Annotated in this window: 12 protein-coding genes, 1 pseudogene and 1 other annotated feature; of the genes and pseudogenes, 2 read left to right on the forward strand and 11 right to left on the reverse strand. The window is 60.7% G+C overall.

What is annotated here, in order from left to right; all coding sequences use genetic code 11:
* From QHC67_RS15875 to QHC67_RS15910, 8 genes and pseudogenes are all read right to left on the reverse strand, one after another.
* Positions 1–275 (reverse strand): annotated as a pseudogene (locus QHC67_RS15875) (hypothetical protein); the annotation flags it as partial.
* Between the two features lie 312 nt (positions 276–587).
* Positions 588–1,397, reverse strand: coding sequence for a surface lipoprotein assembly modifier (locus QHC67_RS15880; protein ID WP_319295786.1), 810 nt, complete (start codon positions 1,395–1,397; stop codon positions 588–590).
* Positions 1,398–1,442: 45 nt separating this feature from the next.
* Positions 1,443–2,671 (reverse strand): IS3 family transposase gene (locus tag QHC67_RS15885; protein WP_413818555.1). Its coding sequence is split into 2 segments (ribosomal slippage): positions 1,443–2,383 and positions 2,383–2,671, totalling 1,230 coding nucleotides; the frame shifts between segments, so codons are not numbered across the junction.
* Positions 2,276–2,390 (reverse strand) — a sequence feature (AL1L pseudoknot). Its footprint overlaps the gene before it by 115 nt.
* Positions 2,672–2,721: 50 nt before the next feature.
* Positions 2,722–3,348, reverse strand: a complete 627-nt coding sequence (locus tag QHC67_RS15890) for a hypothetical protein (protein WP_319295753.1) — start codon at positions 3,346–3,348, stop codon at positions 2,722–2,724.
* Between the two features lie 163 nt (positions 3,349–3,511).
* Positions 3,512–4,300, reverse strand: coding sequence for a Slam-dependent surface lipoprotein (locus QHC67_RS15895; RefSeq protein ID WP_319295754.1), 789 nt, complete (start codon positions 4,298–4,300; stop codon positions 3,512–3,514).
* 111 nt (positions 4,301–4,411) lie between these two features.
* On the reverse strand, positions 4,412–7,537 hold the full coding sequence (locus QHC67_RS15900) for a TonB-dependent receptor (protein WP_319295756.1): 3,126 nt from the start codon (positions 7,535–7,537) through the stop codon (positions 4,412–4,414).
* 127 nt (positions 7,538–7,664) lie between these two features.
* The gene (locus QHC67_RS15905; protein ID WP_319295757.1) at positions 7,665–8,651 is read right to left on the reverse strand and encodes a FecR family protein; all 987 of its coding nucleotides are present in this window, start codon (positions 8,649–8,651) and stop codon (positions 7,665–7,667) included.
* A gap of 114 nt (positions 8,652–8,765) precedes the next feature.
* Positions 8,766–9,281 (reverse strand): RNA polymerase sigma factor, encoded by a 516-nt coding sequence (locus tag QHC67_RS15910; protein WP_319295759.1) that lies wholly within the window; start codon positions 9,279–9,281, stop codon positions 8,766–8,768.
* 55 nt (positions 9,282–9,336) lie between these two features.
* Between QHC67_RS15910 and QHC67_RS15915 the strand changes: the two genes are divergently transcribed.
* Together QHC67_RS15915 and QHC67_RS15920 are read left to right on the forward strand one after the other, a co-directional pair.
* Positions 9,337–9,714, forward strand: coding sequence for a nucleotidyltransferase family protein (locus QHC67_RS15915; RefSeq protein WP_319295760.1), 378 nt, complete (start codon positions 9,337–9,339; stop codon positions 9,712–9,714).
* The gene (locus QHC67_RS15920) at positions 9,711–10,064 is read left to right on the forward strand and encodes a DUF86 domain-containing protein (RefSeq protein WP_319295762.1); all 354 of its coding nucleotides are present in this window, start codon (positions 9,711–9,713) and stop codon (positions 10,062–10,064) included. Before QHC67_RS15915 ends, QHC67_RS15920 begins: the two co-directional genes overlap by 4 nt.
* A 46-nt stretch (positions 10,065–10,110) precedes the next feature.
* Here the strand turns inward: QHC67_RS15920 and QHC67_RS15925 are convergent, their stop codons facing one another.
* The 3 genes from QHC67_RS15925 to QHC67_RS15935 all read right to left on the reverse strand — a co-directional run bounded on the left by QHC67_RS15925 (position 10,111) and on the right by QHC67_RS15935 (position 13,871).
* Positions 10,111–11,049 (reverse strand): hypothetical protein, encoded by a 939-nt coding sequence (locus tag QHC67_RS15925; RefSeq protein ID WP_319295763.1) that lies wholly within the window; start codon positions 11,047–11,049, stop codon positions 10,111–10,113.
* A 371-nt stretch (positions 11,050–11,420) separates the two neighbouring features.
* Complete coding sequence (locus QHC67_RS15930; protein WP_319295765.1) at positions 11,421–12,356, reverse strand: helix-turn-helix domain-containing protein; 936 nt, start codon at positions 12,354–12,356, stop codon at positions 11,421–11,423.
* A 387-nt stretch (positions 12,357–12,743) separates the two neighbouring features.
* Positions 12,744–13,871 carry an amidohydrolase family protein gene (locus QHC67_RS15935; protein WP_319295766.1) on the reverse strand — a complete coding sequence of 376 codons (1,128 nt, stop codon included), beginning with the start codon at positions 13,869–13,871 and terminating at the stop codon, positions 12,744–12,746.
* Positions 13,872–13,889 lie beyond the last annotated feature (18 nt).

The following is a 13,889-nucleotide window of genomic DNA, read 5'->3' on the forward strand; positions in this document are numbered from 1 at the left end:
TGAAATCCGTCATCGTTCCGTCCGTCCAATCTCCGCCAAGCATGCTCAAGCTTCACGATTTTTGCAACAGAGCCCTTATCGGCATAGAGCGCGGCCACGTCGCGATGGAATAGATACTGGATGGCCAGGAAGTCCTTGTAGCGCTCGAGGCTGGCGAAAGATGACGCCGACATGATCGAGCGATCGACGCCCTCATGGACGGTGCTCGTGAGCGCCTTCAGCCGCTTGGCGCGGCTCGGATCTTCAACGGGGCGTGCGGAAGTGGTCACGGTCATGGTCAATCCCTCTTTCGTATGATTGTGGAATGGAAGCGGTGCGGGGTGGCGCAAATCTTTGGGCTGCAACGACTCTTTGGATCGGCCCCCGGTGAGGGAGTGAAGCTCGGCCTGGGGGACGAAGACTGAGACGGATCGCCGACAGTTATGAGAGCTTTGGAGGCAATGGCGGTTGATGGGCCTTTGCCTCCTCCACCCGCTTCGCCATCATGGGGGAACGGTGGCGAGAGTTGCAGAGGATCAAAGGCGGTAATCCCGCGCTGACCGGCGCGGCGGTCTTCCGCGCGGTGGCAGCAAATCGTTTCGGGTGGATCAGAAGGCACGGCTCAGCCTCACGCTGGCGATCGTGCGCTTGTAAGAATAGAGCCAGTCGATGTTGCTCTCGACGCGGTTATGCTGGACTACGACCTCAGGTGTCAGCGCTGCGAACTTCAGAATCGGGAAGCGCGCGATAACGGTGGCGTTGAACTGGTCGTCGCTGCGCTGTGCCTCGAACAACTCACTATAAGCGCGGAAATCGCGGCGCCTATAGGAACCGATCACCATGATGCTTGCGCTCTGGCCGAATGCCTTGTTGACGCCAAGCCGGGCACCCCATTGATGATAGGAATCAACAGACAAAGGTGCATCTTTGGCGGAGAAGTCCAGGCCTGCAAAAAGCGTCCAGTTCCTTGCCGGGACGTACCACGTCGTCAGGCCGATATCGGTAAGCGGGCCATCCTGCGATTGATAGCCTGCCAACAAGTAGTCGAATTTCCGGTGGTTGGCTTCCAGTCTCGCCATTACCTTGGACGAAAAGATATGTGTCCATTCAGCGTTGAGGCCCCAGGCACGATAGAGTGTGGAAGAGCCAAGCGTGCCCAGATCAAAAGAAGGCGAGATCGCCAAGCCATCCCGAGCGGTCTGATAGTCATAGCCCAATCGCGTGATTATCGTGGCCTGTGAAAAATCATGATGCTCGGGATAAATATCCCCGAAGAAAATCGTTCGGCCTCGCAGCCCGCTATGCCCGCCCAGGGCTATCCTGCGGTTGATGCCGCCCTCGAACGAGATACCGGCCGCTTTGATTGCGTCGGGAACCTTGCGCTCTATGAGGCATGCTCCATCGGTGTTCGCTAACAGGCACGTTGAAGCGTCCCGGGTTTTCCGGAGGCAGTATGGTTTGGGTCAGGCAACCATATCGAGGGTCTCTATGGCTGCATAGTAGTTTGCCTCGGCCTCGGCAGGAGGAATATAGCCGATGGGGCCGAAGAGGCGATGGTGGTTGAACCAGTGGACCCAGCGCAGGGTGGCCATTTCGACGGCTGATGCGCTCGGCCAGGAGCGCTGGCGCCAGATCACCTCGGCCTTGTAGAGCCCGTTGATCGTCTCGGCCAATGCGTTGTCATATGAATCGCCGACGCTGCCGACAGAGGGGACGAGGTTGGCCTCGGCAAGGCGCTGGGTATAGGCCATGGCAAGATATTGAACGCCCCTGTCGCTGTGATGGACCAAGCCATCATCAGGCCCGGGCCTGCGTGCCTGGATTGCCTGCTCCAGAGCGTCCAGCACGAAGCCGGCGGTGGCGCTGCTGCTAACCTTCCAGCCCACGATGCGTCGGGCATAGGCGTCGATCACGAAGGCCACGTAGACGAAACCAGCCCACGTGTGGACGTAGGTGAAATCGACCACCCACAAGGCGTTGGGCCGGGCGACGCGAAACTCCCGGTTGACCTTGTCGAGCGGGCATGGCGCTTTGGGATTGCTCACCGTCGTGATCGTCTTCTTTCCGCGACGAACGCCTGCCAGGCCCATGACGCGCATCAAGCGCTCCACGGTGCATTTGGCAACCGCAATGCCCTCGCGTCGCAATTGGTGCCAGACTTTGCGCGAGCCATAGACACCGTAGTTGGCATCGTGGACGCGCTTGATCTGCTCAAGCATCGCCTCGTCGCTGCGAGCACGCGCCGGACGCCTGCCGGGGTCGGCAAGGCGTGAGGCGTGTTCATGATAGGAGGACGGGGCAATTGCCAGTTCTCGGCAGATTGGCTCGATACCCAGGTCCTCGCGATGAGCGTCGATGAACGACATCATCATTTGCCGTGGCGGTCGAGCTCCGCCATCGCAAAATACGCCGACGCCTTGCGCAGGATCTCGTTGGCCCGCCGCAGTTCCTTAACCTCCCGTTCCAGCAGTTTGAGCCTGGCCTTGTCATCGGCCGCCTGCGCCGCTGGCGCCGTTCGTCGGCTCGCCTCCTCACGGCACCAGCGGCGCAGCGTCTCGGCTGTGCATCCGATCTTCTGGGCGATCGAGGTCATCGCCTCCCACTCCGAGCCGTAGTCGGCACGATGCTCGCCAACCATGCGCACAGCGCGATCGCGCACCTCAGGCGAAAACTTATTCCGGGTCTTGCTCATAACCGTAGCTCCTTCTCACATATAGGAGCCTCCGGAAAACCCGGGACGCTTCACGTATAGCTTGCAGACGACTGGTTTACGTTATCGCTGTAGCTGGGGCCCAAGGCGAGGTTGACTTGCCATCCCTGCCGTTTCTTCAGTGCGCCAAGAAAGGCGTCGACATTTCGCAACACCCCTTGAGCCTGCTCGCCGCCATCAGCCAATTGGTCGCGGATCGCCTGGAAAGCTCGTTTCGCATCTCGATCCTTCCGGTTCTCGAACAGCACCCTTCCCAGTTCAAGTTGGCCGGGGAGAAAGGTCGAATTCAGTTTCAGGAGCGCTCGATACTCGCGTTCGGCTTCGGCCAGATCGCCGCCGGCACGGGCCAGTCCCCCTTTTGCGTAATGGACGAGCATCGGATCGTGATCCGGCAATAGCTCATAGGTGGCAAGAAAGCGGCGAACGTCCGCCCATTGCCGTCGCCCGACTGAAATATAGAGTGCCTTTCCTATATCATCGACATTGTTGCCGACAGCATAGGTTTTGCCGTCGATGACGAGAGAATCGGGCGCATCGGTTCCATCAATGCCTTCCAGTCCCTTTTCTTCCTGTCGGGCGCGTTGCTGGTCGAGCTGCTGGTCGAGCCGAAGCCGAGTGTCCTGCCCATTCTCGATCTGCGCAGAAGCCGGCGTTGCCATGCTCACTGAAGCAAACAGGATGATCGCCCCGGCGGGGACGATTTGTGCAGAGCAATTCCGGAGGGACATGGCGATGGAACATATCCTGAGCATCAATGAGACAATGAACAAAAGGACAGGGCCCGCTCGATGGCGAACCCTGTCCCATCAGGTGCAATCCGCGTTACGGCGTGGTGCGGGTTCCGCCGAAGGCGGTATCGTACACGGTGTTGGTGAAGGTCACATAACCGGCCAGCGCATCGACATTGGAGCCGTAGAACTGGCCCGTCACGGCGCCGCTGGAGGCGAGAGTGCCCGCTCCGGACGCGACCGATCCGCCATTGCCGCTGAACGTCGCATTGGTAATCGTGGCCGTGCCGATATCCACGGTATAGCTACCGTTGGTAACGTCGCCGCTGATGCTTCCGCCGCCGAGACCATCGAAGTTCGCGGTGAACTCACCGCTCAAGAGACCGTTGGTGGCATAGTTGCCGATGCCATTGACGGCATATTTCACTTCACCGGACTGGAGCAGCGCTTCCACATTGGTGGTCGCATCGGAACCGCCAAAATAGACGGTGTGACTGCTGCCCGAGGCGTCCCCTGCCTGCGACCATTCGCCAAACCACACATCATTGGAGCCGGCTTGCCCGAAGTCGAAGCGGCCATATTGGCTGTGATCGGTTTCCGCCTCGGTGGTGTTGATGAAGGTCGTGACGGTATTGTTGCCCAGGATGTTTTTCAGACCCTGGAAATCGATGTACTGACCGTTCGTGCTCGGAACACTAATCCCGACGCGGCCTGGAACGTGAACCGGGTTAGCATTCACCGTGCTCACGTCGATGTCGACCAGGGTTGGCTTGCTGACGCCCGAGGTGATGTCGGCCGAGACGAGCTGGGCCTGGGCCGTGCCGGCCAAGGCAACGGAAAGCGCCATGGTGCCGACAAATGCCTTGAGATGTACGAACTTCATTCTACTTCTCCTGCGTGTTGGAGCGCTCGATCATCGAGCGCATTCATCCAGGGTCGCCGCTGTCAGCCCGTTTTTCAGATGGTGGATGCGGTGGCGGCCCTGAATCTCGGGTCAGAACCTCCCGGTCAGGCTCATGCGCACCGTCCGACCAGGGGCGGGCAGCATCGAGCGCGAGAGAGGGTCCATGTAATAACGGTCGTTGAGATTGGTGCCGGACAGTTCGGCGGTGAACCGCTCGTTGATCCGGAACCGGGCATAAGCGTCGAAGGTGATGATCTCACCCCAGGTATAGGGAATATTGAGCGCGCACGCTCCGACGCAGCCGCCCTCCTGATTCAAATCGGTGAACTGCGCCAACTGCGGATTGTCATAGCCGCTATACCATATAAGGCGGCCGCCCAGTTCCAGGCGCTTATCGAAGAAGCGGCCGCCGACCGACCAGTTTACTGTGTCCTCCGGCGTAGCCTGAGTGAGAAGAAATCCGGCAACAAATCCATATTTGACGCAATTGGGTACGCGGCCAAAATCCTCGTCCATCGTCGTTGCCAGGCTTTCATCGCAAGCCTGGTTCTTGGTCATATGACCCGCGCTAATGTCCGTAAAGAAATGGCCATTGTCAAAGCGTACCTGTAGTTCGAACCCCGCGATTACCTGCTTGTCGAGATTGCTGAACATTAGGTTCGTATCTCGCTCAATCAGATCATGAGTGGTATTTTGGTACCAGGTTAGCTTGACGTCCGCACGCTGATCGGGCCCGTTAAGGCGGAAGAGCGGCCGCAAATCCTGAATGAAAGCAGCTTCCCAGGATTTGATGCGCTCTGGCTTTAGATCAGCCGTGGGATTGATCGATGCCGAGAAACCGATCGTGCTCTCAAACATGCTGGGGAAGCGCAGGGCCTGGGCATAGCGGACATAGGCACGGCTGCTGTCGCTCAGATAAAGGGTGGCCGAGGCCGACGGCGCCCAGCCATGACCCGATTTGCGTTTGGCTTCGGTTAACGAAACATTCCCCCTCACCGGGTTTGCATAGCAGCTGCCTGCGACATAGTTGGAAAGTGTCGCCAGCGACCCATTGAGACAGACATTGCTCGCACGGCTGTAATTGCCGCTGGCATCTGGCTCCCATGTCCCGGTGTTTGTTATCGTGAAAGGCACCGGATTGGCCTCGTAAGCGGCAACGTCTCTAGCGAGCTGTCGACTTACTATTGTGTTGACAAGTTCGTCTGAAACCCCCTGGTTTGCCCACGCGGCAAATAATTGTGCACGACGGTATTCTGTATAGGCTTCGACGCCTGTCTCGGTAGTTTGATAGGACGTGGCATACGAAGTTGTGACAAGCTGGCTGATCGAACCATTATTATACTCGATCAGCTTCGGCAGAAAATCATCCTTGGCCCAATAGCCAGAATAAGCGAGGCCGGCATTGAGCTTGAGGAATTTTACGGGCTTCCATTCGCCGCTCAGGTTGATGCGATACTCCTCACGGCGTCCCGCGCGCGGATACTGCCGAAAACCATTTGCTACGACTGGCGTATATTCATCGTCGGAGCGCAGCTTCTCATGCTGCCAGTTTGCGTCGAGCAGAAGGTTCAGCTTCGAGGAGAGATTGAACTGGTTGCTCGCGGAAAAGCCAAATCGATCATTGCGGGCCTTCATCAGCGCACTGTCGATAATGATCGGATCGCCCGTGGATGCCGAATTGGGAAATCCACCCGCGCTATAGGTATTGCTCACCGTATCGGTCAGCCATGCAGTTGCCTTGAGATCGATCCAGCGGCTGTCGGGCTGCCACTTATATTCGGCGTTATAAGCCTGGGCATGGACCTTGCTCAGGGGCCATTGGACGTTACCAAAATTGGTCCCGTCCGTCGTCATGATCCGCGAAGGCATGATCTCGCCAAATTTTGACCGGGTGTCGCGGAAGCCGACTTGCAACGCCTGATCGTCATCGATGTGCCACGTTGCCTTGAGCAGGACGGACTCCAACTCACTCGATGTGTTGGGAACCTCGTTGCCGGGTTCGTAATGCAAGCCCAATATCCGGACATAAGTGTCCGAATTTTGTGGCAACCCCTCCTGCTGATAATAGCTGGCGCTATTTTTCCCGGAGAAATAGTTGCCGCGCTCACGGAATGCGTAGGCGCCAAATAGCTCGAAATCGCCAACGCGGCCTGCTGCGGCGATGCGGATTGCACGGTCGCCAGCGGAGAAGGATTCGTTATCGTCGGCGGTCCTTAGGTTTACGCGCAGCGAGGCATCACAATAAGGATAAGTGGGCGAGCCGCTCGCGGAGCAGAGGAAGCCAGGGACGGTCGTGTAATCCTGTCCGGTAAGCAGCGTCGGCAGGCGCGGGTTTGTGGAATTGTTGCCGCCTTCCAGCTTCATCTCGATCCCGAAGGTCTGGCCGGGCTTCAGAATGTCGGCGGCATCAAGTGTGTTGACAACCACGGCGCCGCCCGTCGAGCCGTTGACCCCGCGCGTGGAAACCGGACCCTTGAGAACCTGTAGGCCTGAAATCAGGCTGGGATCGATATAGCTGCGATTGCTCGCCCCGTTATAGCCGCGCCAGACCGTCAGTGCCTGCTCCGTGCCGTCGATGATGACCGGCACGCGACCAGGCCCCTGGGTGCCGCGAATGCTGGGATCGATCGCGCCCCCATTGCGCGCGTCGCCGCTGAACACGTTGACCATGCCCTTGAGCACATCAGCGGTGTTCGTGCCCCTGTAGCGCTCGATTTCCTCCCGGCTTGCGAAGGCTGAGGAAATGTCCTGATCGTAAACCTCATCCTTGCGGCGAGCATCTCGCTCGGCGCCTGTTTCATTCTCCCGCGCCGTGCGTTCGCCTTCAACCTGAAGCGGCCCGAGTGTCACGGCGCCGCCATCGACCGCGGCTTGCTGCGCGCGCGCCAGGGTGAAGACCCGTGCGCTGGTCTGCCTGAAGGTTACGCCAGACTCCGCGAGCAGGAGTGACAAGGCATCGGCTGTGTCATAGCTGCCTTTGAGGCCGGGGCTGGTCGCATACTGGGTAAGCGGCGCGTCATAGATCAGTTCGACCTTGGCCTGGCGCGCGAACTGGTTGAGGGCGGTGGAAAGCGGTCCCGCAGGAATATCATAGCTGGCCGCCTCCTGCGCAGAGGCAGGCATGGCCCCGCCGAAAGCGGCAATGGATAGCGTCGTTGTCGCCAGCCAGGCACACACCAGATTGCGGTTGGTGCGGTATCTGGAACTCGAAATCACCAAAACTTCCCCCGTCGTAAAAATGGGAGGCTCGCTTATCGCTAATGCGAATGCCTCTCATCTGTATGACGAGCGGGGTTGCCGGAACGGGACTGTCGTGGATGAATTTTTTCCCGGGCCGCTGAAATTAGGAGAATATGAAGATAAGTCGGCCGGTGATCTGGACCGAGCGGAGGCCCAGCGACCTTTGCAATTTCGCGAACGAACTGACCGGATCATCGATGCTGAACACGCCGCTCACCCGTCGGCTTTGCACTTCGGCGCCGATCAGACGGACATAGCCGGGATGATAGCGCCCCAACTCAGCGACGACTTCGGAGAGCGGGCGGTTCTCGAATACCAGAACGCCCTGCGTCCACGCTTCGGCATCGGCGGCGTTGACCCGCAGAGCTGTGCCCAGACCACGACCGGGGCCATAAAGGAGGCTCTGGCCTTCTCCGATCCGGGCTTGCGCCGTCTGCCCCTCTGGATAGGCGACGCGGACGCTATGCTCCGTGACGGTGACACGGGTGTCTTCGCCCAGGTCGCGCACTAGAAAGCGCGTGCCGAGCGCAGTCGTGCTACCGCCGGCCGCCTCGACGGTGAAGGGGCGCAAGGGATTGGCCGCAACGGTGAACGAAGCCTCCCCCTTCAGCAGCCGGATCACCCGTCGATCAGCGCGATAGTCGAAGGTAATGGCGCTCGCGGTGTTGAGATGCACGCGCGAGCCGTCGGGCAAGGCCACCGTGCGCCGCTCCCCGGTTGCCGTCATGGCGTCGGATCGCAGGCGCGTGGGCCAATCCTGAACCCCGCCGACAACCAGCATGGCGAGGCTGGCCGCGACCGCGACGGGAACCCAGCGGCGGGGTTTTCCCTGCCGCTGTCGCCGCCAGGAAAGGCGGCGGTGGCTATGTCGCGGCGGCGCAAGCGATGCCCTGACATCCGGCGCCGCCTGCACGCCGCCAAGGTCCGCCCACACTGCCTCCATTTCCGCGAAGGCGCGGGCATGGCGGGGGTCGGCCGCCAGCCATGCGGCCAACTCCCGCTCGTCGTCCAACAAGCCGCTGTCGCGATCGGCGAACCAGCGTGCAGCTTCGTCGGCAATCGTCTTCGGTATGGGCTGCTCAGCCGACACTATCCTGTTATTCCCCTTATCACGCGCGGATGGAATCCGAAGCGTGCGGTCTCTCTTATCTCTATGACGCTTGGAATACGTGGAACGGGACTTTCCTGCGCGAAATATTGTCACTCAGGCATCGGATGTGCTCTGCATCCGCTCGTGGCAGTGGCGAACCGCTATCCGAACATGCTTGGCAACTGCATTGAGCGTGATGCCAAGCCGCGCTGCCACCTCGTTCGCCGGCAGGCCGTCGATGCGGCGGAGCGTGAAAACCTGCCGGCAGCGCAGCGGTAATTCCTCCAGTGCGGCTTCGAGTTGCCGCACGCGCTCCTGATCCATCATCTGCCTCTCGGCCGAGGGCTGATCGTCGGCCACATCCTCGGGCAGATCGCCCATCTCGAAGATCGCGCCGTGCCGGCGATCACTGCGGGCCTGGTCGGTCGCGAGATTCGCGGCGAGTCGGTAAAGAAACGCCCGCTTGTTGACGATAGGCGGGTTATCTTCGACGCGCTGGACGCGAAACCACAGGCTTTGCGTCACGTCTTCGGCCGCCAGCGCATCGCCGACAATGCGCTGGGCGAGCCGCAACAGAGACGGCCGTTCGCGCAGCAGCAGGCGCGTCAGAGCAACGGAATTGGTCGACATGGCCCGCCCTCATAGCTCAACTTGAGAATGGCTCGCAATAACTCGTGTTGAGCGAATGCGCGAAATACTCTACCGTTGCGTGCAAGGCAGGCAGCACATGGCAAAAGCGAAGACCCTTACCATTCGATCTCGCCGCGAGCGGCCTTCAGTGTTGTTTGATCGCCATCGCAGCGAAATCCGCGCGATCGTGGAGCGCCACAAGGGTAGCAACCCGCGTGTTTTTGGCTCGGTGGCACGCGGCGACGACAAGCCGGGGAGCGATCTGGACCTTCTGGTCGATCACAAGCCGGGAAACATCATGTCGCTGTTCGACCTGTCTGCCATCAATTGTGAGATCGAGGATTTGCTGGGGCTGCCGGTACAGGTGCTGACGCCGGCGTCGCTGGCGCCGAACATTCGTGTTGTCGCGGAACGCGAGGCGCGCACTGTATGAAGCCCGAGAGGGCCGGTGAATATGTCGGCCATATGATCGCTGCGATTGACCGGATCGCGACCTATCTCGACGGCCTGGACCGTGAAACCTTTCTCCATAGCCCGATGGCGCAGGATGCAGTGATCCGTAATTTCGAGATTATCGGGGAGGCGGCGCGCAACGTCGAGCGGCATGCGCCGGATATAGTCGCGGCCAATCCCGAAATTCCCTGGCGCTATGCCAAGGGTATGCGCAACCATCTCATGCACGGCTATTTCAACGTCGATCTCGAAGCGGTGTGGGCGACCGCGCAGAACGATCTACCCGCCATGCGCGCCCAGCTCGTCACCATCGTTGAGGCGCAGCGATGATCGAACAGGAACTACAGGTTCCGCTCACGAAGGCCATGCTGGCGCACTACTCGTCGAAATGCCCCAGAGGCGAGAGAACGCCGGACAGGCGTGACCACATCGACAGGAAGTCGGCCTTCAGCCGCTTCCAGGCTTCTGGTGCCATTATGTCGGTCTCGTTGCTGTCGTCTACGCGGTAAAACTGCATGATGGCCGCTTCGGCGGCCTCCTGGTGGCTAGCCAGCCATGCCTCCATCTCGCGCGCCACCTCACGCTGATCGGGGCTCAGTTGCCGTGGATTGACGTAGGTTTTGACGACGAAATTGGAACTGATGCCGTAGGGGATGGTCCGCTGCTGCATGCAGTACCGGTTGAACGTGACAAGGCCACCGGAATTTTCGGGCCTTGGGCTTGCCTGAAACCCGCCAAGCAGGAGACCATCCGCGAAGGGGATCGCCAGAGTTGATCCTTCTGCTGCCGCGCCACGTGTGTTCAGGACCATGGATGGCAAAATGAAAGTACTTGCGAGGCGGCGGGCGATCGCCCGCACAGCCGCCTCATGTTCTTCGCCGCCTCGCACGAGGTAGCGACGCGCCGCATGTTCCCAAAAGCAAAGGGGAGTCTCACGCAACCGCATCGTGACCGCGCGCTGATCCAGCATGGCCGAAAATACGCATAGCCGCATGATGCGGTCCTTGGGTGTGGTTCCAGCAACAAGCGGTTGCGGCACGGCCTCAACGAGATAGTGAACGATATCATATCGGATTGCGTTCGGCCGCGCCTTGCTGGATGCCCGGTGCGCTCTGCTGGAAAGCACAGAACTCAAGGCGCATCCGGCTTTCTTGTCGATCTCGCCAGCAAGGAGATTCAAGGATGATGCCGACAGGCGTCGCCGCCCCCTGAAACGATCTGCGACCATCTTCCCCAATTCGTCAGGGATATGGCGAATTTGCTGATGAGCCGCGCTGATCTGCTGCGCCTCCTGGCGAACGAAGCCACGCGCCAACGAAGCGTCCATATGGTTTGATCGCTGCCGACTTTCCTCGTTTGCGTGCGCTTGCTCCATGATGGAAAAGGTAACAGACACCTTTTGCGAATCAATCTCAAATGCCGCCAGCTTCCCGACACCCCACCGGGCTCCATGAAACCCTTGCGAACGAGATAGACATTTCCGACTACGCGGGGGTCGGAACTACTTCCAGCTCCGGCCCCGAATGATCAGGCCACTCAAGCAACTTTTCGCTCTGTCTGCACGACAATATGCTGCAACAGCTTATCGGCGCGCGCGTTCTACGGGGGGGGCGCCTGAGAGCGCAGCAAACCGCCCGGTGCAGGTCGATTTCGCGGCAGGGCGAGAGGGGGCACGCTACGCCCGGTTCAATTTTTACGCAGGGCTACCATGCGGAGACCTTCATGCCGTCCGGCCCCCGCAATCAGTCCGGCCTTCTCGAGCGTGGCGGCGGCCTGCGAGGCGGTGCGTTTGGTCACGCCGAGCGTGCGGGCGATCTCGGCGCGGGTGAGGGGGCCGAGCCCGGCGAGCAGCAGCCAGGCATCGCGTGCGCGCGAGGAGCGGTTGACCTTCGCCAATCGCGCCTTGCCGAGGTCCACGGCGGCGTGGGCAGCGATGATGTCGGTGCGCGCGGCGGTAGCGCCGGTGAGCAGGGCCTCGGCGAGGATCGCCGGGACCGCGCGTTCGCGCAGCGACTGGAACGCCTCGCGCGGGACCAGGCCGGCAAGCGCGAGCGGTGCTGCACCGAGGGCGAACAGCTGCGGGCGCAGGGCGGCGGCGAGTGAACCGGCCCAGGCGCCGCCGCGCGCAGGCGGGCGGCTGAAGGCGCGCCCGGCGGTGATGTACGTTTCCGAGCCGCCTTCGAGGAATGCGGTTTCGTGTTCGGTGAGCTGCGCCACGAGCGCGACCAGCGCCGCCAGCGGATCCTCGCTCGGCAGCAGCGCATCGAGCCGGTCGAGCGCGGTATCGGCGATCGCGTAGGCGTGCGCGAAGGTTTCGGGAACGCCCTTGGCGGCGAGCACGCTGCGGGCCGCCTCGGCGAGTGGTGGCGCGGCGCGGCGGGCGATCCACGACAGGAAGGCGTCGCGCTCGGCGGCGTAAGGACTGCGCACCAGCTCGCCGGCGTCCAGCCCCGGGTCGTGATCGGGGCCTGTGTTTTCAAACGGATAGGCGCGAACATGGTGCGCCCACAGGCGGCGCAGCGAGCGGCGGGCAAGGAGGGTGGCCTCGGGTTCTGACAGGAACGGCAGCGCGCCGTCGATGCGGGCGAGTTCGAGTTGCCAGGGGCGAGGCGCGGGTGTCACGCGGGATAAAGTATAGGAAAATGCAAGAAGGTAAACTCTGCTTGTACACCCGATAGACTGTCCGATAAGTGTCCTTATCGGACATATTATCGTAGTAATTGCAACGAGCGAAGCATGCCAACCTCACGTCACGATGCTAACGCAATCTTGTTCGGTTGAGGACACGTTAAGCATTGCCGGCAGCGTCGCAGCATTTCAAGACTGCATAGTCTACGTGCCTTAATCCGTCGTCGCCAAGGTTGAGAACGCGCGAGGATACATGCCATGTTCAGTGCGACAGCAGAAGCCGTGTGATGCCCTCACGCAAAGGCTGCTAGCATGCCTGCCGAGGCCAGCAGGCATCCCGCTAGTGCAGGATGCGAGCGGCGCCCGCAAAAGAAGGCTGGCTTACCCGGCCTCGAGCGCTCTTGCACGCTCCATGACCTTCGCGCCCAAGTTGGCGTGTTTGAATAAGCGCGCGGCGTTGCCGCCAAGTACCGCCACAAAGTCATCGCGGGTACAATCAGGATGCTGGGCCATCATGCGGTCGACGACCTCACGCGAAAAAGGAAATGTCCCTTCCGAGTGGGGATAATCGGTCGCGAAGAGCAGTGCTCCGATCCCGACCCCGTGCCGCGTCACGAGCGACCCTGTGTCGTTCTGCAACGCGCAGTGGACCTGATCGCGCACGATCTCGCTTGGGAGACGGCTGAGCTTCGGATTGATGACGGGCGCGTGCCCCTTGTACACCTCGTCCATCCGTTCCGCGAGGCCATATAGCCATCCGGCACTGTGTTCGGCGAACAGGATATGCGACTTCGGATTGCGGTCGAGGACGCCCCCGGCGACCAGTTGCGTAATGATGTCGACGGCATCATTCATCTGGCGCGTGTAGTTGTACAACGCCCCGCCAGGGCCTTTAAGTGCCCGTAAGGTTATGTCGCCGACGCCGGTATGGAAGACTAGCGGAATATCGTTCTCTCCGGCGAACGCGAAGATCGGGTCCCATAGCGGATCGTTGTAGTTGTTCATGCCCTCCCACAGACAAAAGGCGGCATAACCCTTGGCCGCGGCTCGTTGACACTCGGCGAGCGCGAGATCAAAGTCGATGCACGGGATCATTGCCGCCGGGATCAGCCGGTTACGGGCCGCCGCAGTGAAGTCCCATGCCCAGTCGTTATAGATCCGGCACGCCTCCGCCTGCGCAGCCGGGTCGGCGATGCGGGGCAACATGAGGCCGAGCGAAGGAAAGACGAGTTCGGCATCGACGCCGTCGCGATCCATGTCGGCGAGTCGCAGATCCACATCGCGTGCACCTCGCCGCTTGGTATCGACCGCGCAATCGCTAACGAAATTCTCCTCCGCGTCGATGCAGGAGCGATCCGGCGCCGTCGTCGGCCCGGCATCCCCCTGCCCGGTCTTATGGCTGTGAAAATCGGTCTGGATTTTAAGAATGACCTGACTGCCGATTTTTGTGATGCGCAGGCCATCGATTGCCTCGCCTTGGATTACGTAGTCAAGCATGGCTGCCGGCATGTTTTTCACGAACAGGTC

The organism is Sphingobium sp., from assembly GCF_033795625.1.
Lineage (GTDB): Bacteria > Pseudomonadota > Alphaproteobacteria > Sphingomonadales > Sphingomonadaceae > Sphingobium.

Excerpts from the sequence above, each read along its gene's own strand:
- QHC67_RS15890 (WP_319295753.1), bottom strand. The coding sequence starts at position 3,348 with ATGGCAACGCCGGCTTCTGCGCAGATCGAGAATGGGCAGGACACTCGG.
- QHC67_RS15895 (WP_319295754.1), bottom strand. The coding sequence starts at position 4,300 with ATGAAGTTCGTACATCTCAAGGCATTTGTCGGCACCATGGCGCTTTCC.
- QHC67_RS15910 (WP_319295759.1), bottom strand. The coding sequence starts at position 9,281 with ATGTCGACCAATTCCGTTGCTCTGACGCGCCTGCTGCTGCGCGAACGG.
- QHC67_RS15915 (WP_319295760.1), top strand. The coding sequence starts at position 9,337 with ATGCGCGAAATACTCTACCGTTGCGTGCAAGGCAGGCAGCACATGGCA.
- QHC67_RS15920 (WP_319295762.1), top strand. The coding sequence starts at position 9,711 with ATGAAGCCCGAGAGGGCCGGTGAATATGTCGGCCATATGATCGCTGCG.
- QHC67_RS15935 (WP_319295766.1), bottom strand. The coding sequence starts at position 13,871 with ATGCCGGCAGCCATGCTTGACTACGTAATCCAAGGCGAGGCAATCGAT.